We start from the raw sequence: 19371 nt of genomic DNA on the forward strand, positions 1-19371 counted from the left end.
CGGTAGGCGGTGCTGCTCAAGACCGGCTGGAGCGCTGCGTACGGCGTTCGCTCCGCCGTCTCGAGGCTCTCTCCAGCCGCAGGCGATCGGGGTGCAGGAGGGTCGTGGTCCCTACCCCGCGCACGAGCCCACGCGAAGGAGCCCGTCCATGACGATCGCCGCGACCCCAGGGGTGCCCGCCGAGACGACCGCGGACCTCGCCCTGCGCTTCGCGCTGTCCGCGCAGGCACACGACAGCGCCATCACACCCAACGCCGGGTTCCGCCGCTGGTTCACCGCCCAGCGCCGCGCCAAGCGCTACGACGTACAGCGCATCCCCTTCTCCGCGCTCGCCGGATGGCACTTCCAGGACGGCACCGGCAACCTCGTGCACGAGAGCGGACGGTTCTTCTCGATCGAGGGGCTGGACGTGCGCACCTCCTGGAACGGACGGGAGAGCAGCTGGACGCAGCCGATCATCAACCAGCCCGAGATCGGGATCCTGGGCATCGTGGTCAAGGAGTTCGACGGCGTCCTGCACTGCCTGATGCAGGCCAAGATGGAACCGGGCAACCTCGAGACGGTGCAGCTGTCGCCGACCGTCCAGGCGACCCGCAGCAACTACACGCGGGTGCACGGGGGTTCGGCGGTCCGCTACCTCGAACACTTCGTGCCGCCGCGCCAGGGCGGCCGGGGCAGCCGGGTGCTGTTCGACTCGCTGCAGTCGGAGCAGGGCGCCTGGTTCCTGCGCAAGCGCAACCGGAACGTGGTCGTGGAGGCGGTCGGCGAGGTGCCCGCGCACGAGGACTTCGTGTGGCTGACCCTCGGGCAGCTGTACGGGCTGCTGCACGAGGACAACGTGCTGAACATGGACGCCCGGACCGTGCTGTCGCAGATTCCCTCGTCCACGGGCGGCGGGCGCCCGCTGTACTCGCTGCAGGAGGTCCTCGGCCGGCTCACCGAGGTGAAGTCACGGCGCGAACTGGTCCAGCGGTCCGTACCGTTGGCGGACGTCGCCCACTGGCGGCGCACCGACGACGAGATCGCCCACGAGTCCGGGCACCACTTCACGCTGCTCGCCGCGGACATACGCGCCACCAACCGTGAGGTGACCCACTGGTCGCAGCCGCTGCTGGCACCGGCCGAGCGGGGCCTGGCCGCGTTCCTGGTGCGCCGTGTCGCCGGCGTGCCCCACCTGCTGGCGCAGGCCAGGTCGGAGGCCGGGGTACTGAACGTGGCGGAGCTGGGGCCGACGGTGCAGTGCCAGCCGGGCCGTGCGCTGTCGCTGCCTGCCGGGGACCGGCCCCGCTACCTGGACCTGGTCCTCGGCGCGCCGCGGGAGCGGATCCTGTTCGACTCGGTGCAGTCCGAGGAGGGCGGCCGCTTCCACCACGCCGACAACCGCTACGTGCTGGTGGAGGCCGGCGACGAGTTCCCCCTGGATGTGCCGGAGGAGTTCATCTGGGTGACCGAGGAACAACTCGGCGGCCTGCTGCTGCACGGCAACTACGTGAACATCGAGGCGCGCACCCTGATCGCCGCGCTGCGCGCGAGCCGGGCGGTACGGGAGGAGTCGGCACGCTAGGTCTTGCCGTCACCTTCCCGCCGCCGGCTCCCGGACCCCGGACATCGCTCACGCCCGGGCGGTGAGGAGATGAACCGAAGACCTGGCATGCCCGTTACCCAAGTGAACACCGAGGCGTGGAGACGTACGGCACCCACCCGGCCGCATCACCCGCCGGCCTCTGCTGTGAGGAAAGGGAAGGCATGAGACACAGCGACGTCCTGATGGACGACCGGGCCCAGGAACACTCAGGGAGCCGGAGAACGGCCGTCCTCACAGCGGACAAGGGCGCGTCCGCGCCGTCGCACCGCGCGCCCGGGGCCCCGGCGACTCCGGACAGCAGAAACGGTGCGCACCGCGCGGCCGAGGACGCGCTCCCTGCCCAGTGGCGCGTCGCGGGGGGTGGGTGAGATGCCGCTGCCTCTGCTGTGCAGGCCTGCCGTCGCCGTACCCGAGCATGTGATCACCCAAGCGGACACGCTGGCGCTCGCCGCGCGACTGCACCCGGACCACCCGCAACTGCCGCTGGTGCTCCGTCTGATCAAGAACACCGGCGTGATCAAGCGGCACATCGTCCGTCCTGTCGACGAGACTCTGCGGCACACTGGATTCACTCACCGCAACCGCGTCTTCGAAAGCGAGGCCAAGAAGCGCCTGCCTCCGGTGATCAGTGACGCTCTCGCCCATGCCGGACTGCGGGCCGAGGACATCGACATCATCGTGCTGGTCTCCTGCACGGGGTTCATGATGCCCTCCCTCACGTCATGGATGATCAACGAGTTGGGGTTCCGCACCGACACCGTGCAGCTGCCCGTCGCGCAGCTCGGCTGTGCCGCGGGAACCGCGGCGATCAATCGCGCGAGCGACTACTGCGTGGCCCACCCGGGTGCCAACGCCCTGATCGTCTCCTGCGAGTTCTGTTCCCTGTGCTACCAGCCCGACGACCACGACGTCAGCAGCCTGTTGTCCAACGGACTGTTCGGCGACGCCGTCGCCGCCGCCGTGGTACGCGGTGACGGTGAAGGCACGGGGGTACGGCTGCACGCGCAGACTTCTCACGTGTTGCCCGGTACCAGCGCCTGGATCGCCTACGAGGTCAAGGACACCGGCTTCCACTTTCGCCTCGACAAGGGCGTCCCAGGGACCATGCAGCAGATGATTCCTCAGCTGAACGCCTTCATCGAGAAGAACGGCCTGCGGCTGCCAGGGCTGGACTTCTACGTCGTGCACACGGGCGGCCCCCGCGTTCTGGATGCGTTGCGCACCCACGGCGGCGTTCCCGACGCCGGACTCGCCGACAGCCGGCACACCCTCTCCCACCACGGCAACGTGGCCTCGGCGGCCGTCTTCGACGTCCTGCGCCGTACCGCCGACAGCCGACCCCGCGACGGCGCCGGCGGCGTGATCGCCGGCTTCGGCCCCGGCGTCACCATGGAACTGGCCCTGGGCACCTGGCAGACAGGCACCGTCCCGCAGGTCCCGCTGCCTGCGGCGGCGGGGGGCGAGGCGTGATGGGCTTCGGCAGAACCTTCGAGGAGTTCGAGGTGGGCTCCGTCTACCGGCACTGGCCAGGAAAGACCGTCACCGAGTACGACCACCACCTGTTCTCCCTCCTGACCATGGTCCGCCACCCGCTCCACCTGGACGCCCACTACGCGAGCACCGCCACCCGCCACAAGCAGCCCCTCGTCATCGGGAGCTACATCTTCTCGCTGCTTCTGGGCCTGTCAGAGGCGGATGTCGCAGGAAAAGCCATCACCCACCACGGTTTCGAGAAGATCGACCACCACAGCCCCCTCATGCACGGGGACACCCTGTACGCCGAAAGTGAGGTACTCGCCAAGAGCGTCGTCCCGGACCGGCCCGAGCGCGGGCTGGTCACCGTGGAAACCCGGGGCCACAACCAGCACGACACGCTCATCATGACCTTCAGCCGCAACCTTGTCGTCCCCAGGACAACAGGCGGATGACGGACAGTGGCCGCCCCACCGCGTGCCGGTGGCAGCAGGCGGCGCTCGGTATTCGCGCCGCAGCGTGCCGGCGCTCATCCGCGTCCGGCGTCGTTCCCCACGTGCGGGACGGCATCGGCCGGGGGACGGCAGGGCGGGCCGCCGGCCGCGGAGCGGACGGCAAGGGCCCGACGCCCTCCCGGTTCGCGGGCTGACGGTGAGGCCGGCGGCCTGCCCGCTACGGGATGTGAGTGCCTGTGGCCGCAGGGTCGGGCGGGCCGGCCCCCGGCCGGCCCGCCCGTCCACGTCGGCCACCCCGGCCACGTCATCCGGCGCCTTGCGCCTACGCGTGTGCGACGGCCGCCGGGGCGACCCCCAGCTGCCGGAAGATGTCGCCCATGTCCAGCTGGTCCCAGTGCTCGGCGAGCAGGCCGTCCTCCACCCTCCAGATGTCGATGGACTGGAAGCTCACCGTGCGTCCGGTCGCCGGGACGCCGAGGAACGTGCCCTGGTGGGTCGCGGTGTACTCGAAGCGGCCGGCCACCCTGTCCCCTTCCGCGACGATGTCGTGCGCCACGGCCCTGATGTCGGGGAAGGCGGCGAACACCCCGACCCAGAAGGCCTGGTTGGCCTCGATGCCGTCGGCCACCACCGGGTTGTGGTCGATGTGGCCGGGCGCCGTGTGCTCCGGCATGGTGCTGACGTCATGACTGTTGATCATGTCCACGAAGTGCTGGACCAGAGCGTGGTGGTTCTTCGACATGGTGGTCTCTTTCGGCTGGGTCGGAGAAGAACGGTCGGTCAGAGCATCGCCACCCGCGGTCGAGCCGCCCTGGAGCTGGGAACCGTCCCGTTCCACGGGCCCGGTGGCCGCCGTGCAGGGTCCGCGCCCACGGCCACGGCCCCGCCGGCTCCCGCAGTGGCGCCGGGCCACGGCCCGGCTCCCGTACGCACCGCGCCCCGCGCTCGAAGGGGAGCTCGGGGCGCGGCGCGTACCGGAAGTCCGGTCAGCGGACGAACTCGGGGAACCGCGCGACCGTCTCGGCCGGCTCGGGCATCGCCGCCATCTCGCGGGCGACGCGGCGGGCGGCCTCCTGGTGGGCGCCGTCGCCGAGCAGGGTGCGCATCTCGGCCTCCACCGCCTCGGCGGACACCTCCGGGGCCGGCAGCACGCGGCCCGCCCCGGTGGCCCGCACCGCGGCCGCGTTGTCGGGGCCGTCGTCCCCGGGCTGCGGCAGGATCAGCGCGGGCAGCCCCGCGGCCAGCACGGCCAGCGTGGTGCCCGCGCCGCCGTGGTGGACGACGGCGGTGGCGTGCCGCAGCGCCTCGGCCTGCGGCACCCAGGGAAGCACGACGACCCGGTCCGGCAGCTCGCCCAGCGCGGCCGGATCCACCACGGGGGACGCGACCAGGACGCGTACGTCCAGCGGCAGCAGGCCGTCGATGGCGGTGCGCAGCAGTTCCGCGGAGCCGAGCACGGTGCCGAGGCTGAGATAGACCAGCGGGCCCTCGCCCCCGGTGACACGCGCGGGCAGTTCGCCGGGTTCGGCGAAGGGGACGGACCGCTGCGGGATCCGCTGGACGTCCGAGGCCAGGAAGTCCTGGTTCTGCACGGCGGGCGGGCAGATGTCGAGGTACGGGTTGCCCAGGGTGCGGCTCTGGCCGATCTTGCCGGCCACCCCCAGGTCGCTCGCCGTGGCGTACAGCTCCTGCTGGACCAGCGGATCCATGGTGTCGTCGTAGGAGACCCGGCCGATGCCGTGGCAGACGGCGGGCACGCCCGCCGCGACGGCCGCGAAGGCCGCGCCCGGGTTGAGGATCTCGTACACGACCAGGTCGGGCCCGACGGAGTCGAGGACGGGGGCGAGGTCCGCGGCCACACTGCGCGGCAGCACCGAGCCGAACGCCTTCACGGCCAGGCCCGCCAGTACCTCGGGCGGCACGTCACTGGCCTGTACGGCACCGCCGTTGGCCTCCAGGAAGGCCTGGCCGCCGGCCGCCTCGATGAACGCCTCGGGGACGGTGAGCCCCGCGGTGAGCGGCCGCAGGCCCGCCTTCTCCAGGATCGGGTGGAACGGCTCGCTGGTGGCGAACCACACCTCGTGCCCGGCGTCCCGGGCCGCCTGGGCGAGCGGCACCAGGGGGAATATGTGTCCGTAGTTTCCGAGGCTTGCGAAGAGAACCTTCATGTCGCGACGGCCTTTCTGCCGGTGGCGTGATGAGGAGGACGTGATCAGTGATGACGGAGCAGTGATCAGAGGCGAGGGGGGCGGAGGACGCGATGACGGGCGGTGGGTGACGCGGTCACGGATGCCGCGATGCCGGATGACGTGATCACGGGTGGCGGCTGACGTGGCGACGGGAGCGCCGCGCCCCGCGCGGCGGCGTCGCGCGGGGGCCGCGGGCCGGCCGGTGAGGTGTCAGCGGCCGGCCACGGGGGCCGGTTCGGCCGCCTCCCGGGCCGGTTCGGCACGCTCCGGTCCGCCACCGTGCCGCCCCTGCGCGCCGGCGGGCCCGGTGGCGAAGAACATCACGACCGCGCCCAGTGCCATGGCCGCCGCACCGACCCACAGGGCGGGTACGAAGCCGTCGACGAAGTCCTGGCCCGAGGCGTAGCCGCCGTTGTGGCTGAAGACGCCGGCGAGCAGGGCCACACCGAGCGCCGCGCCCAGTTCCTGGGTGGCCGAGGTGGAGCCGGAGGCGATGCCCTGCTCGGACTCGGCGACGGAACTCATCGTCAGGTTGAGGAGCGGAGCGAAGAAACAGGCCACGCCCACGCCGCCCAGGACGAAGCCGGGCAGTTGCCCGGCGTAGGACACGTCCGGGCTCGTCACCAGCGCCCAGTAGGCGAACCCGGCCGCCATCAGCGCGAGTCCGAAGACCACCACGGGACGTCCGCCGATCCGGTCCGACAGGATGCCCGCGACGGGTGCCACCAGGAGCGGCATCGCCGTCCACGCCAGCATCCGCACGCCCGCCTGGGCCGGCGACAGGTGCTGGATGGTCTGCATGAACTGCGTGATGAGGAAGACCACGCCGTACATCCCGACGGACATCAGCAGACCGCCGGCGTTGACGGCGCTGAAGGCCCGGTTGCGGAACATGCCCATGGGCAGCATCGGCGCGCTGCTGCGCCGCTCCCACAGGACGAACAGGGCCACCACCACGACGCCCGCCAGCAGGGAGCCGACGACCTGCCAGGCGCCCCAGCCGCCGTTGCCGCCCGCCCGGATCAGGCCGTGGACGAGACCGAGGATGCCGATGCTGACCAGAAGCGTGCCCGGCACGTCCAGGCGGCTGTTCGCGCCGCGGCTCTCTGCCAGACCGCGCCAGGCGGCCGGGGCGAGCAGCAGGCCCACCGGCACGTTGATCCAGAAGACCCACTGCCAGGACATGTGTTCCACCACGACGCCGCCCACCAGCGGGCCGCCCGCGATGGCCAGCCCGTTGAGCGCCCCGTAGACGCCGAGGGCGGCGCCCCGTTTCGCGGCGGGCACCGCGTGGGTGAGCAGGGTGAGGGAGAGCGGCATGATGATCGCCGCGCCGGCGCCCTGGACCGCCCGGGCGGCGATCAGTTCGCCGATGCCGGGTGCCAGGGCGGCCGCGGCCGACGCCGCCGTGAACAGCAGCAGACCGGCGGTGAACACCCGGCGGCGGCCGAACCGGTCGCCGAGGGCCGCACCGAACATCATCAGTACGGCGAACGACAGCGTGTAGGCGTTCACCGTCCATTCCAGGTCCTGCAGGCTGCCACCGAGCTTCTCCCTGATGGTGGGCAGCGCGGTGACGACCACCAGGTTGTCGAGCCCTGCCATGAAAGCGGTCAGGCCCGTGATCAGCGTGGTGGTGCCCGGCGACTTCCCCGCCTCGGCCGCACCGCCGCCGACGGCGGCTTTGTCAGTACTCATTCAGGGATTTCCTTCCCGACTTCACCATGAAGGGGCGACGGTTCTCCTCGCGCGGTCGGTGGCGAGGCGCCGGTCCTCCGCGGACCGGCGCAAGACGTCGCGCCGAGACTAGGCAGCCGGTCTCAAGCACCGGTCGAGCCGTGGTCCGCGCCGCCCGCGCCGGGGCCGCCTCCAGCGCTTCTCCGCCCGCACCCGATCGGACGGCAGCAGCATCGGGCCGGCGGGACCCGGGCAGGCCGTGGGGCCCGCACCGCTCGAGGCGCCCTCGCGTACCGGCCGCACCGCATCCATCCGCCCGCCCTGGGAGGCACCCGCATGACAACGGAACCGACCGACCGGCCCCTGGTGGCCGTGCTCGGCGCCACCGGCTTCGTGGGCTCGGCCGTGCTCGCCGCGCTGGCCGGCCGCGACCTGCGCCTGCGCGCGGTGGCCCGGCGCCCCGCCGCCGTGCCGGACGACGCCCGCGCGGAGGTCGAGGTGGTGACCGCCGACCTCACCGACCCGGACGCCCTGGCCGCTGCCGTCAAGGACGCGGACGTGGTGATCCACCTGCTGCTGTGCGAGGGCGGCTGGCGGGCCTCGGCCGAACCGGGCGGCGAGCGGGTCAACGTCGGGGTGATGCGCGACCTGCTGGACGTGGTGGCGAACCCGGGCCGGCCACCGCTGGTGGTCTACGCGGGCACCACCGGACAGGTCGGCGCCCCGCCGCGGGAGCCGCTCGACGGCAGCGAGGCGGACCGGCCGCTGACGGTGTACGACGAGCAGAAGCTGACCGCGGAACGGCTGCTGCTCGCGGCGAGCGAGGCCGGCCTGGTCCGCGGAGTCAGCCTCAGACTGCCCACGGTGTACGGCGAGGGCACCGTGCCGGGCACCGCGGACCGCGGGGTGGTCGCCGCGATGGCCCGCCGGGCACTGGCCGGCGAGGAGATCACCCTGTGGCACGACGGCACCGTCCGCCGCGACCTGGTCCACATCGCCGACGTCGCCGCCGCGTTCGCCGCCACCCTGGACCGTCCCGCCGAGCTGGCCGGCCGCGCCTGGCTGGTGGGCACCGGACGCGGCGACGCGCTCGGTGACGTCTTCCGCGCGGTGGCCCGGCACGCGGCGGCCCGTACCGGCGCCCCCGCCGTCCCGGTCGTCTCGGTGCAGCCGCCCGCGCACGCCCCGGAGACCGACTTCCTGAGCGTGACCGTCGACTCCACCCCGTTCCGCTCGGTGACCGGCTGGCGTCCGCTGGTCGGTCTCGACGAGGGCCTGGAACGCACGGTGGCCGCCCTGGCGCACGCCGTACCGCACACCCACCGCTGAACTCCCCGCGCCCGCAGGACCAGAACGACGACAGGAGAAGGAACGCGCATGACCACCTATGTATGGGACTACCTGCCCGAGTACCACAGCGAGCGCGAGGACATCCTCGAGGCCGTCGAGAAGGTCTTCTCGTCCGGCACGCTGGTGCTCGGCGACAGCGTCAAGGGCTTCGAGGAGGAGTTCGCCGCGTACCACGGCGTGGAGCACTGCGTCAGTGTCGACAACGGGACCAACGCGCTCAAGCTCGCCCTCCAGGCCCTCGGGGTCGGGCCGGGCGACGAGGTGATCACGGTGTCCAACACCGCGGCGCCCACGGTCGTCGCGATCGACGGCACCGGTGCCACACCCGTCTTCGTCGACGTCAACGAGGACGACTTCCTGATGGACGTCGGCCAGGTCGAGGCGGCGATCACGGAGCGCACCAAGGCGCTGCTCCCGGTCCACCTCTACGGCCAGTGCGTGGACCTGGAGCCGCTGAAGGCCCTGGCCGACCGGTACGGCCTGGCGCTCCTGGAGGACTGCGCGCAGGCGCACGGCGCCACCCGGCGGGGCAGGCTCGCGGGCACGACCGGTGACGCCGCCGCGTTCTCCTTCTACCCGACGAAGGTGCTCGGCGCGTACGGCGACGGCGGAGCCGTGCTCACCTCACGCCCCGACGTGGAGGCCGAGCTGCGCAAGCTGCGCTACTACGGCATGGAGAAGGTCTACTACACGGTCCAGACGCCGGCCCACAACAGCCGTCTGGACGAGGTGCAGGCCGAGATCCTGCGCCGCAAGCTGACCCGGCTCGACGCCTACGTGGCCGGCCGCCAGGAGGTCGCCCGCCGCTACCAGGAGGCCCTGGGCGGCACCGGCCTGATCCTGCCGAAGGTCAACGAGGGCAACACGCACGTCTACTACGTCTACGTGGTCCGCCACCCCGAGCGCGACCGGATCATCGAGGCGCTCAAGGCCCACGACATCAACCTCAACATCAGCTACCCGTGGCCGGTGCACACCATGACCGGCTTCGCCCATCTCGGGTACCGGAAGGGGTCGTTGCCGGTGACGGAGAAGCTGGCGGGCGAGATCTTCTCGCTGCCGATGTACCCGTCGCTGCCGGCCGGCCTGCAGGACAAGGTCATCGCCGCCCTGAAGGAGGTGCTGTGATGAAGGTCCGCGAACTGGCCGTCGCCGGAGCCCTGGAGTTCACCCCCACCGTCTTCCCCGACGAGCGCGGGCTGTTCCTCTCCCCGTTCCAGGGACCGGCCTGGGCCGAGGCCACCGGGAACACGCACTTCCCGGTGACCCAGACCAACCACAGCCGGTCCAGGCGCGGTGTGGTGCGCGGCGTGCACTACACGCTGACCCCGCCCGGATGCGCCAAGTACGTCTACTGCCCGAAGGGTTCGGCCCTGGACGTCGTGGTGGACATCCGGGTCGGCTCGCCCACCTTCGGGAAGTGGGACGTGGTGCTGATGGACCAGAACGACTTCCGGGCCACGTACTTCCCGGTCGGCCTGGGTCACGCGTTCATCGCGCTGGAGGACGACACGGTGATGTCGTACATGGTCACCGCCAGCTATGTGCCCGAGCACGAGCTGGCGATCTCGGTCACCGACCCGGCGCTGGGTCTGCCGATCCCCGAGGACATCACACCGGTCTACTCCGAGCGGGACACGGTGGCGCCCACGCTGGCCCAGGCCGCGGAGCAGGGCCTGCTGCCGCGGTACGAGGTGAGCACCCGGCTCGAACGGCAGTGGAGGGAGGCCTGAGATGAAGGGCATCATCCTCGCCGGGGGCAGCGGCACCCGGCTGCGCCCGCTGACCGGTGCGCTGTCCAAACAGATCCTGCCGGTCTACGACAAGCCCATGATCTACTACCCGCTCTCCGTCCTGATGCTGGCCGGTGTCCGGGACATCCTGCTGATCTCGTCCAAGGACCATTCGGACAGCTTCCGCACCCTGCTCGGGGACGGCTCCCGGCTCGGCCTGAACATCTCCTACGCCGAGCAGGACCAGCCCCGCGGCATCGCCGAAGCGCTGCTCATCGGCGCCGACTTCATCGACGGCGACCAGGTCGCGCTGGTGCTCGGCGACAACATCTTCCACGGGCCCCGCTTCTCGGAGATCCTCGGCGACGCGGTGCGCCGGCTCGACGGCGCGGCGCTGTTCGGGTACCGGGTGCGCGACCCGCACCGCTACGGGATCGGGGAGATCGACGAGCAGGGCCGGCTGCTGTCGCTGGAGGAGAAGCCGCGCCACCCGCGCTCCAACCTGGCGGTGACCGGGCTGTACCTCTACGACAACGACGTGGTCGGGATCGCCAAGAACCTCTCCCCCTCGGCACGGGGGGAGCTGGAGATCACCGACGTCAACCTGGCCTACCTGGCGCAGGGCCGGGCCCAGCTCACCCCGCTCGGCCGCGGCTTCGCCTGGCTGGACATGGGCACCCACGACTCGCTGCTGCAGGCGGCGCAGTACGTCCAGCTGGTCGAGCAGCGGCAGGGCGAGTTCATCGCCTGTCTGGAGGAACTGGCGCTCAACCTCGGCTTCATCACCCCCGAGCAGTGCCTGCGCCTGGGCGAGGAGATGCGGGGTACGGACTACGGCGCCTACGTCACCGAGGTGGCCTCCCGCCGCATCCCGCGTCCGGCCGTCCGCGCCGCCTGACACAAGTCCCCTGCCGACCGAGGAGCCCGCCCCATGCACCCGATCCCACCGGCCGCACCGGCCACCACCCGCATCCTGGTGACCGGCGGGGCCGGCTTCATCGGTTCCCACTACGTCCGTACGCTGCTGGGGCCCGAGGGCCCCGGCGACGTCTCGGTCACCGTCCTGGACAAGCTGACGTACGCGGGCAATCCGGCCAACCTCGACGAGGTACGGGCCCACCCGCGGTTCTCCTTCGTGGAGGGGGACATCTGCTCGCCCGAGCTGGTCGGGAAGCTGATGGCCGAGCACGACCAGGTGGTGCACTTCGCCGCCGAGTCGCACGTCGACCGGTCGATCGACGGCGGCGCCGAGTTCGTGCGCACCAACGTGGTGGGCACGCACACCCTCGTCGACGCGGCGCACCGGGCCGGCGTCGAGGTCTTCGTGCACATCTCCACCGACGAGGTGTACGGCTCGATCGACGAGGGCTCCTGGCCCGAGAGCCACCCGCTGCGGCCGAACTCGCCGTACTCCTCGGCGAAGGCCTCCAGCGACCTGATCGCGCTGTCGTACCACCGCACCCACGGTCTCGACGTCCGGGTGACCCGCTGTTCCAACAACTACGGTCACCACCAGTTCCCCGAGAAGGTGGTCCCGCTGTTCGTGACCAACCTGCTCGACGGCAGGAAGGTCCCGCTGTACGGCGACGGCGGCAACGTCCGCGACTGGCTGCACATCGACGACCACGTGCAGGGCATCGAACTGGTCCGCACCCGGGGCCGCGCGGGCGAGGTCTACAACATCGGCGGCGGCACCGAACTCTCCAACCGGGAGCTGACCGGAGCGCTGCTCGCGGCGTGCGGCGCCACCTGGGAGGACAGCGTCGAACACGTCGAGGACCGCAAGGGACACGACCGCCGCTACTCGGTCGACTGCACGAAGATCCGCGAGGAGCTGGGCTACGCACCCCGCAGGAGCTTCGAGGAGGCACTGGCCGAAACTGTGCGCTGGTACCGGGAGAACCGGAGCTGGTGGGAACCTCTGAGGCAGCGGTTGATGGAGGTGGAGCCTCCACTTGAATGAGAACTTCACCCGTCGCCGATGATCCGGACACTGTCCGTCAGCCGCCGGCTCCGCGAAGAATCCCGGCCATTGGAGCACCAGCCGACCACGTCAGTCAGGATTCTTCTCCGATGAGCCACGCCAGCATCACTTCCGACGATCTCGTCTCGCCTCGCTCGACGCGCGTCACCGGAACGGCTACCGCCCGCCCGCTCCTGGTGGTCGAGACCCTCGACCATTCCGCCGGCTCCACCGTGCAGTTCACCTACACCTACACCTACGCCGACAGCGCCGCACCCGACGGCGGCGCCCCCCGGCTCACGTTCCGCACCCCGGCCGCCGCGGCCGACGAGGTCCAGTTCACGTTCTGCGCCCAGCCCGACCCGGTCGGCCACGCCCAGTTCACCTTCTGCGCCCAGCCCGACCCGTTTGACGACCCCATGTTCACGTTCTGCGCCCACACCGCGTCCGCCGACGCCTCCGGGGAGTGGACCGCGGATCGCGTGGCCGTCGAGGAGGACGCGGTCGCCGGGGCGTGGATATGACTTCCGGATCGCCGCACTCCTGGAGATCCGGACCGGCCGCCCTACAGGACGGCTCCACTCTCGTGGGCTTCAGGCACCACCTACGTCCCGCGAACGTCCCCGGCGAGGCGACCTACCTGGTCTCCCGCCGGGGCGTCACCGCCCTGCGCGGCGCCCTCGCCGAGGTGCTCGTCCCGCTGCTCGACGGCACCCGGTCACTCACCGAGATCCTGCACGCCGCCGCACCCGCGCTGACCGCCGAGGAGACCCAGGGCGGTCTGCACCTGCTCAGCGAGGCGGGACTGCTCCGCTTCGAGCAGCCGGCCCCGGCCGCGGCGGACACCGACCCGGTCGCCGAGGCATACTGGGACCTGGCCGGCCTGGACGGCGCCCGGGCGGCGGCGGGGCTCGCCGGCGCCCGGCTCCGCGTCCTGCCGCTCGCCGGTGTGGACGCGGGACCGGTGCTCGCCGCGGGCGCCGGGTCCGGCGTCACGGTGACCGAGGCGGACGCGGACCTCACGCTGGTCCTGTGCGACGACTACCTCTCCCCGGAGCTGAAGCGGGTCGACGTCGAGCACCGGGCGGCGGGCAGGCCGTGGCTGCTCGCCCGGCTGTGCGGCTACGAGCCGTGGATCGGGCCGTTCTTCCAGCCGGACGAGGGGCCCTGCTGGTCGTGTCTGGCCACCCGGCTCGCACAGCACCGCGGGTACGAGGCACCGCTCCAGCAGGCGCTGGGGCTCGACCGCCCGCTGGGCCGGCCGGCCGCCTCACTGCCGGCGGGCCGCGCCCTGGCCGCGCAGAGCGTGGTCCTGGAGGCCGCCAAGTGGCTGGCCGGGCTGCGCTACGCCGACCAGGGCTCCGTCCGCACGGTCGACACCCTCCGGCTGGAGACCAGGGTCCACGCCGTGTCCCGTGTCCCCCAGTGTGCCTCCTGCGGGGACCCCGGGCTGACGGCGCGGCGCGTGTCCGCACCGTTCGTCCCGGTGTCGCGGCCCAAGGCGGGTCAGGGCGGCAGCGGCCACCGGGCCCTCAGTCCCGACCAGTTGCTGAAGCGCTACGGGCACCTGGTGAGCCCGGTCACCGGCATCGTCCCGATGCTCGAACCCTCGCCGGGCGCCCCGGAGTTCGCCACCACATATGTGTCGGGGCGCAACCTCGCGATGCGGGACAACGGCCTGGCCGGGCTGCGCTCGCTCAGCGGCGGCAAGGGCCTGACCGACGCCGAGGCCCGCACGAGTGCGCTGTGCGAGGCGGTGGAACGTTACAGCGGCACACGGCACGGTGACGAACCGGTCGTGGTGGACACCCTGCGCGCGCTCGGCGACGAGGCCATCCACCCCAACTCCTGCCAGTTGTACGCGGAGCGGCAGTTCCGCGAGCGGGACCGCTGGAACCGCTCGGGCTCGCCCTTCCACCACGTGCCCGAGCCCTTCGACGAGAACCGGCCGGTGGAGTGGGCCCCCGTGTGGTCCCTGACCGAGCGGCGCAGGCGGCTGCTGCCCACGTCGATGCTCTACTTCCCCGCCGGCACCCCGGCTCCGCACGGGCCCTTGGCCGACTCCAACGGCAACGCGGCGGGCAGCAGCCCGGAGGACGCCCTGCTGCAGGGTTTCCTGGAGCTGGTGGAGCGGGACGCGGTGGCCCTGTGGTGGTACAACCGCACCCGGCAGCCGGCGGTCGACCTGGACGCGTTCGACGAGCCGTACATCGGGCGGCTGCGCGCGGGGTACCGGAAGCTGGGCCGCAAGGTGTGGGCGCTGGACCTCACCTCCGACTTCGGCATCCCCGCGATGGTGGCCCTCTCCCGGCGCACCGACGGGCCCACCGAGGACATCGTCTTCGGTTTCGGCGCCCACTTCGATCCAGCCATCGCGCTGCGCAGGGCGCTCACCGAGATGGGGCAGCTGCTGCCCGCCGTGGGCGCGTGCCGCCCCGGCGGGGGGTACCGCATCAAGGACCCCCTGCCGGTCCGCTGGTGGCGCGAGGCGACGCTCGCCAACCAGCCGTACCTGGCGCCGGATCCGGCCACCCGGCCGCGCACTCCCGGCCACTGGCCCTACGCGGCGTGCACCGATCTGCTCGACGACGTCCGGGCCGTCACCGAACTCGTCCGCGCCAAGGGCCTGGACCTGCTCGTCCTGGACCAGACCCGGCCGGACATCGGAATGCCGGTGGTCAAGGTCGTGGTGCCGGGGCTCAGGCACTTCTGGGCCCGGTACGCGCCGGGCAGGCTCTTCGACGTACCGGTCGCGCTCGGACGCCTCGCCGGCCCTACACCCTACGAGCAGCTCAATCCGATCCCGCTCTTCGTTTGACCGAATACTTTCGGACAGGGGAACGGAATCCGGGTAGAAAATTCGCCAGCCGTTGACCGTACTCTGCCTAGAATGACGCCGGTTCCATCTGAACCGGGATGGAGAGACGGGCGGGGGGCTCGGACGAGCGATGAACGGTAAGGACCCGAACGGACACGCAGCACATTCCGGCCAGACGTTCACAAGAACCGCCCGCGGCATTCTGCTGGCCGCGCTCGCATGCTATTTGGGCATCACCTTCCTCAACATCCTGTCCCAGCCGCTCGGTCCCTACAATCTGGCCCTCGCCGTCGCCTGCCTGATCCTGGTGTTCCTGCTCCAGCTCGTGCACTCGGCTCCCGGCGCCTCCGCGGCACGGCCGCGCAGCAAGTTCCTCACCCTGGCCGCGCAGGGTGTCCTCTCCTATCTGCCGCTGATCTGGTTCGGGGTGCCCTGGGGCGCGATGGCGGGGTTCTTCGCCGGATCCGTGCTGCTGCTCCTGCCTGCCAGGTCGGGCTGGACGCTGTACGGGCTGACGACGCTCAGCCTGCTCGTGCCCGGGTGCCTGCACCACCTCGCGGTCGTCGACATCGTGTACATGTGCCAGACCACCGCGCTCACCGGTCTCGTGGTGTACGGGCTGAGCCGGCTGACCGCCCTGGTGGACCAGTTGCACCGGGCCCGCACCGACCTCGCCCGGCTCGCCGTCAGCAACGAGCAGCTGCGGTTCTCCCGGGACCTGCACGACCTGCTCGGGTACAGCCTCTCCGCGATCACCCTCAAGAACGAGCTGATCCACCGCCTCATCCCGGCCGACCCGCTCAGGGCCCGCAAGGAGGTCGACGAGGTGCTCGGCATCTCCCGGCAGGCGCTGGCCGACGTGCGCCGGGTCGCCCGCGACTACCGGGAGATGTACCTCAACTCCGAACTCACCTCCGCCGAGTCGGTGCTGGCCGCCGCCAGGGTCTCGGTCACGGTCGACACCCATGAGGCCATCGGGCGGCTGGGACCGGCCACGTCCACCGTGCTGGCCACGGTGCTGCGGGAGGGCGTCACCAACCTGCTGCGGCACTCCAAGGCCTCGTACTGCCGGATCTCCGCGCGGGTCGAGGACGGTCTCGTCCGTCTCACGATCGTCAACGACGGTCTGGTGACCGGTCACCAGGCCCCCTCCTCGCCGCACAGCGGCAGCGGCCTGGGCAACCTCCAGCAGCGGCTGGAGGGCATCGGAGGGCGGCTGATCGTGCGGCGCCTGCACGACGGTTCGGGCGCGGACACCTTCCGGATCACCGCCGAGGCACCGCTCCAGGCGGCGCGCTCGGGCGACATGTGTCCGGGCCGGGGCGCGGCCGAGAAGGCGACGTACGGCAGGGCCGACAACATCGCGTGAGGAGTCTTGGCGTGATCTTTGCGTACTGACGGAAAAACGACGGCGGCTATACGCTTGAGTAGCATCCAGCGTACGCAGTCGGCGGGGGAACGGGGAAAAGCGACGATGATACGGATCCTGCTGGCCGAGGACATGCACATGGTCCGCGGCGCGCTGGTGGCTCTGCTCGATCTGGAGGAAGACCTGACGGTGGTCTCCGAGCTGGAACGCGGCGACGAGATCCTGAGCGCGGCGCGCGAACACCGGCCGGACGTGGCCATCATCGACATCGACCTGCCGGGCCTCGACGGCCTGAGCGCGGCCGAGCTGCTGCACGAGCGTCTCCCGGAGTGCCGGGCCCTGATCCTCACCAGTCTGGGCCGCCCCGGCACCCTGCGCCGGGCGATGTCCGCACACGTGGCGGGCTTCCTCCTCAAGGACGCCCCGCCCAGCGAACTCGCCCACGCCGTGCGCCGCGTCGCCGCCGGCCAGCGGGTGGTCGACCCGCAACTGGCCCTGGCCGCCTGGGGCGGCGCGGAGAGCCCGCTGACCACCCGCGAGACCGAGGTGCTGCAACTGGCCGCGCAGGGCACGGAACCGCAGGAGATCGCCGCACACCTGCGGCTCTCGGTGGGCACGGTGCGCAACTACCTCACCACCACCGTGACCAAGCTCAACGCGCGTAACCGCGTCGACGCGATCCGCATCGCCCGCGAGTCGGGCTGGCTGCTCTGACCCGCCCGCCTGCCCGCCGCGCGTCGCGCGGCGGGCAGGTCAGGCCGCGGCCACCGTCAGCCCGGCCCCGGCCAGATAGCCGAGGATCTCCAGGGTCAGCTCGGCGGGCAGCGGAAGCACCTCGACCATCGCCTCCGGCGTCATGGGCCAGGCCAGCAGCGACACCACCCACATCGCCTCCGGGCGGTGGATCTCCACCCGGTGCCCCAGGGTGTGGCACTGCACCAGGAAGGTGTTGCCCCGCACGGTGATCGTCGCGGTGGGCCGCAGCCGCACCCGGCGCCACGCCGGCAGCCGGACGGTGGCGAAGCGGGCGCTGCGGCCCACCGGTACCACGGAGAGCACCGGCCCCCTCAGATCGTCCAGGGACAGTGTCCTGATCACCATGGGGGAGATCCCGCGGAGCACCGACAGGACCACCGTGAACGTCTCGTGCCCGGGCGTCGTGCGGCCCTCCGGCGGCGGCAGGTTGGCGAGCAGTACGGGACCGAGTTCCATCCGGCGCAGCGCCTCGGCCACGGCGGGCCCCGGGTCCTCGACCCGCTCGGTGCCCTGCGGGCCGCTGAGCACCAGCGCCCGCCCTTCCTCGTCCCAGCCGACCACCGTGTCCTCGCGCAGGGACCACAGGTGGTGGATGCGCAGGGGGGCGTCTTCCGCGTGGGGAGTCACGGTCAACCACCTCCTCGGAGCGGCGGGACCGGCGGAGGTGCGGCTCCGCCCACCGGCCCGCTCGCGTCCTTGAGTATGGAACCGCGCACGGCGCCCTGGGCAGCGAACAGATCACACCGAAGGCATGAGGAAATCACGGGTCGCTCACCGCCCCCGCCCGCCAGGTGCTCCGGCGGCGCGATCCAGTCCTTCTTGAGGCCGCTCTGGCCCAATGGTCGGCGTCCGGCAACCGTGGCGCCCGTCACGGACCGTGCCGGCCCACCCGCCAGGAGGGGGAACCATGTCAGGGCTCCAGTTCACCGAGGACGACCTCAAACGCATCCTGTACGCCGCGGCAGGCACCGAGGAGGAGGGCGTCGCCGACGGCGACTTCGCGGACACCGAATTCCAGCTGCTCGGCTACGAGTCGCTGGCGCTCCTGGAGACCTGCGGCCGCATCGAGCGCGAGTACGGCGTCGCGCTCGCCGACCACACTCTGGCCGACGCGCTCACCCCGCGCCTGCTGGTCGAGGCCGTGAACCGGTACCTCGGCGAGCAGACCGTGGCCGCCACCCGCTGACGGACGCCCCAGGAGGCGAGCATGACACAGCACACGACACAGGAGAGCCGGACCGCGCTGGTCACCGGCGCGACGAGCGGCATCGGACTCGCCGTCGCGCGGCTGCTGGCGGCCCAGGGGCACCGGGTGTACATCGGTGCGCGCGACGCCGGGAACGTGGCCGCGACGGCCAAGGAACTCCAGCAGGAGGGCCTGGACGTGGACGGCTCGACGCTCGACGTGCGGTCCGCGGACAGCGTGAGCGCGTTCGTGCGGGCGGCCGTCGACCGGTTCGGCACCGTGGACGTCCTGGTCAACAACGCCGGCCGGTCCGGCGGCGGGGTCACCGCCGACCTGACCGACGAGCTCTGGGACGACGTGATCGACACCAATCTGAACAGCGTCTTCCGGATGACCCGTGAGGTGCTGAACACCGGCGGCATGCGGGCCAGGCCGCGCGGCCGGATCATCAACATCGCGTCCACGGCGGGCAAGCAGGGTGTGGTGCTCGGCGCCCCGTACTCCGCCTCCAAGCACGGCGTGGTCGGTTTCACCAAGGCGCTCGGCAACGAGCTGGCGCCGACCGGCATCACCGTGAACGCGGTCTGCCCCGGGTATGTCGAGACCCCGATGGCCCAGCGGGTGCGGGCCGGGTACGCGGCGGCGTACGACACCACCGAGGACAAGATCCTGGAGAAGTTCCAGGCGAAGATCCCGCTCGGCCGCTACTCCACCCCCGAGGAGGTCGCGGGCCTCGTCGGCTACCTCGCCTCCGACACCGCCGCCTCCATCACCGCGCAGGCCCTCAACGTCTGCGGCGGCCTCGGCAACTTCTGAC

18 protein-coding genes are annotated in these 19371 nt (G+C 71.7%); 14 read left to right on the plus strand and 4 right to left on the minus strand.

Annotated elements, in window-relative coordinates; translation table 11 throughout:
- The first annotated feature begins 148 nt into the window (after positions 1 to 148).
- The 3 genes from AC6I72_RS35650 to AC6I72_RS35660 all read left to right on the plus strand — a co-directional run bounded on the left by AC6I72_RS35650 (position 149) and on the right by AC6I72_RS35660 (position 3513).
- Entirely contained in the window at positions 149 to 1564 is a 1416-nt protein-coding gene (locus tag AC6I72_RS35650) for an NDP-hexose 2,3-dehydratase family protein (RefSeq protein WP_498005708.1), read from the plus strand.
- A 396-nt stretch (positions 1565 to 1960) separates the two neighbouring features.
- A complete protein-coding gene (locus AC6I72_RS35655; protein WP_498006450.1) occupies positions 1961 to 3055 on the plus strand; it encodes a type III polyketide synthase in 1095 nt (364 codons plus the stop codon).
- A complete protein-coding gene (locus tag AC6I72_RS35660; protein ID WP_498005709.1) occupies positions 3055 to 3513 on the plus strand; it encodes a MaoC family dehydratase in 459 nt (152 codons plus the stop codon). Before AC6I72_RS35655 ends, AC6I72_RS35660 begins: the two co-directional genes overlap by 1 nt.
- Positions 3514 to 3835: 322 nt before the next feature.
- Here the strand turns inward: AC6I72_RS35660 and AC6I72_RS35665 are convergent, their stop codons facing one another.
- The 3 genes from AC6I72_RS35665 to AC6I72_RS35675 all read right to left on the minus strand — a co-directional run bounded on the left by AC6I72_RS35665 (position 3836) and on the right by AC6I72_RS35675 (position 7400).
- Positions 3836 to 4255, minus strand: a complete 420-nt coding sequence (locus tag AC6I72_RS35665) for an ester cyclase (protein ID WP_498005711.1) — start codon at positions 4253 to 4255, stop codon at positions 3836 to 3838.
- Positions 4256 to 4499: 244 nt separating this feature from the next.
- Entirely contained in the window at positions 4500 to 5630 is a 1131-nt protein-coding gene (locus tag AC6I72_RS35670; RefSeq protein ID WP_498005713.1) for a glycosyltransferase, read from the minus strand.
- A gap of 282 nt (positions 5631 to 5912) precedes the next feature.
- The gene (locus AC6I72_RS35675) at positions 5913 to 7400 is read right to left on the minus strand and encodes an MFS transporter (protein ID WP_498005714.1); all 1488 of its coding nucleotides are present in this window, start codon (positions 7398 to 7400) and stop codon (positions 5913 to 5915) included.
- Between the two features lie 315 nt (positions 7401 to 7715).
- On the opposite strand from AC6I72_RS35675, the gene AC6I72_RS35680 reads away from it, so the two are divergent.
- From AC6I72_RS35680 to AC6I72_RS35720, 9 genes are all read left to right on the plus strand, one after another.
- On the plus strand, positions 7716 to 8708 hold the full coding sequence (locus tag AC6I72_RS35680) for an NAD-dependent epimerase/dehydratase family protein (RefSeq protein ID WP_498005716.1): 993 nt from the start codon (positions 7716 to 7718) through the stop codon (positions 8706 to 8708).
- 48 nt (positions 8709 to 8756) lie between these two features.
- A complete protein-coding gene (locus AC6I72_RS35685) occupies positions 8757 to 9857 on the plus strand; it encodes a DegT/DnrJ/EryC1/StrS family aminotransferase (RefSeq protein ID WP_498005718.1) in 1101 nt (366 codons plus the stop codon).
- Positions 9857 to 10462 (plus strand): dTDP-4-dehydrorhamnose 3,5-epimerase family protein, encoded by a 606-nt coding sequence (locus AC6I72_RS35690; RefSeq protein ID WP_498005720.1) that lies wholly within the window; start codon positions 9857 to 9859, stop codon positions 10460 to 10462. The genes AC6I72_RS35685 and AC6I72_RS35690 overlap by 1 nt, the downstream gene beginning before the upstream one ends.
- A 1-nt stretch (position 10463) precedes the next feature.
- The gene (gene rfbA, locus AC6I72_RS35695; protein WP_037859022.1) at positions 10464 to 11360 is read left to right on the plus strand and encodes a glucose-1-phosphate thymidylyltransferase RfbA; all 897 of its coding nucleotides are present in this window, start codon (positions 10464 to 10466) and stop codon (positions 11358 to 11360) included.
- A 33-nt stretch (positions 11361 to 11393) separates the two neighbouring features.
- On the plus strand, positions 11394 to 12425 hold the full coding sequence (rfbB, locus tag AC6I72_RS35700) for a dTDP-glucose 4,6-dehydratase (protein WP_498005722.1): 1032 nt from the start codon (positions 11394 to 11396) through the stop codon (positions 12423 to 12425).
- A gap of 110 nt (positions 12426 to 12535) precedes the next feature.
- Entirely contained in the window at positions 12536 to 12949 is a 414-nt protein-coding gene (locus AC6I72_RS35705) for a hypothetical protein (RefSeq protein WP_498005723.1), read from the plus strand.
- Positions 12946 to 15243, plus strand: coding sequence for a TOMM precursor leader peptide-binding protein (locus tag AC6I72_RS35710; protein ID WP_498006452.1), 2298 nt, complete (start codon positions 12946 to 12948; stop codon positions 15241 to 15243). Before AC6I72_RS35705 ends, AC6I72_RS35710 begins: the two co-directional genes overlap by 4 nt.
- Before the next feature lie 226 nt (positions 15244 to 15469).
- On the plus strand, positions 15470 to 16612 hold the full coding sequence (locus AC6I72_RS35715) for a sensor histidine kinase (RefSeq protein WP_498005724.1): 1143 nt from the start codon (positions 15470 to 15472) through the stop codon (positions 16610 to 16612).
- A gap of 105 nt (positions 16613 to 16717) precedes the next feature.
- Positions 16718 to 17326: a response regulator transcription factor gene (locus tag AC6I72_RS35720; protein WP_037859029.1), complete on the plus strand. Its 609-nt coding sequence runs from the start codon at positions 16718 to 16720 to the stop codon at positions 17324 to 17326.
- Between the two features lie 39 nt (positions 17327 to 17365).
- Here the strand turns inward: AC6I72_RS35720 and AC6I72_RS35725 are convergent, their stop codons facing one another.
- Positions 17366 to 17995, minus strand: a complete 630-nt coding sequence (locus tag AC6I72_RS35725; RefSeq protein ID WP_366727612.1) for an NADH oxidase — start codon at positions 17993 to 17995, stop codon at positions 17366 to 17368.
- Between the two features lie 280 nt (positions 17996 to 18275).
- Here AC6I72_RS35725 and AC6I72_RS35730 point away from each other — a divergent pair, with 280 nt between their 5' ends.
- Positions 18276 to 18554 (plus strand): phosphopantetheine-binding protein, encoded by a 279-nt coding sequence (locus AC6I72_RS35730; protein WP_366727611.1) that lies wholly within the window; start codon positions 18276 to 18278, stop codon positions 18552 to 18554.
- Between the two features lie 21 nt (positions 18555 to 18575).
- Positions 18576 to 19370, plus strand: coding sequence for a 3-oxoacyl-ACP reductase FabG (gene fabG / locus AC6I72_RS35735; protein ID WP_498005727.1), 795 nt, complete (start codon positions 18576 to 18578; stop codon positions 19368 to 19370).
- Position 19371 lies beyond the last annotated feature (1 nt).

The organism is Streptomyces sp. Xyl84, assembly GCF_059731885.1.

Coding starts and splice junctions, on each gene's coding strand:
- AC6I72_RS35705 (WP_498005723.1), top strand. CDS start 12,536: ATGAGCCACGCCAGCATCACTTCCGACGATCTCGTCTCGCCTCGCTCG.
- fabG (WP_498005727.1), top strand. CDS start 18,576: ATGACACAGCACACGACACAGGAGAGCCGGACCGCGCTGGTCACCGGC.
- AC6I72_RS35675 (WP_498005714.1), bottom strand. CDS start 7,400: ATGAGTACTGACAAAGCCGCCGTCGGCGGCGGTGCGGCCGAGGCGGGG.
- AC6I72_RS35665 (WP_498005711.1), bottom strand. CDS start 4,255: ATGTCGAAGAACCACCACGCTCTGGTCCAGCACTTCGTGGACATGATC.
- AC6I72_RS35690 (WP_498005720.1), top strand. CDS start 9,857: ATGAAGGTCCGCGAACTGGCCGTCGCCGGAGCCCTGGAGTTCACCCCC.
- AC6I72_RS35680 (WP_498005716.1), top strand. CDS start 7,716: ATGACAACGGAACCGACCGACCGGCCCCTGGTGGCCGTGCTCGGCGCC.
- AC6I72_RS35685 (WP_498005718.1), top strand. CDS start 8,757: ATGACCACCTATGTATGGGACTACCTGCCCGAGTACCACAGCGAGCGC.
- AC6I72_RS35730 (WP_366727611.1), top strand. CDS start 18,276: ATGTCAGGGCTCCAGTTCACCGAGGACGACCTCAAACGCATCCTGTAC.
- AC6I72_RS35650 (WP_498005708.1), top strand. CDS start 149: ATGACGATCGCCGCGACCCCAGGGGTGCCCGCCGAGACGACCGCGGAC.
- rfbA (WP_037859022.1), top strand. CDS start 10,464: ATGAAGGGCATCATCCTCGCCGGGGGCAGCGGCACCCGGCTGCGCCCG.
- AC6I72_RS35720 (WP_037859029.1), top strand. CDS start 16,718: ATGATACGGATCCTGCTGGCCGAGGACATGCACATGGTCCGCGGCGCG.
- AC6I72_RS35660 (WP_498005709.1), top strand. CDS start 3,055: ATGGGCTTCGGCAGAACCTTCGAGGAGTTCGAGGTGGGCTCCGTCTAC.
- AC6I72_RS35710 (WP_498006452.1), top strand. CDS start 12,946: ATGACTTCCGGATCGCCGCACTCCTGGAGATCCGGACCGGCCGCCCTA.
- rfbB (WP_498005722.1), top strand. CDS start 11,394: ATGCACCCGATCCCACCGGCCGCACCGGCCACCACCCGCATCCTGGTG.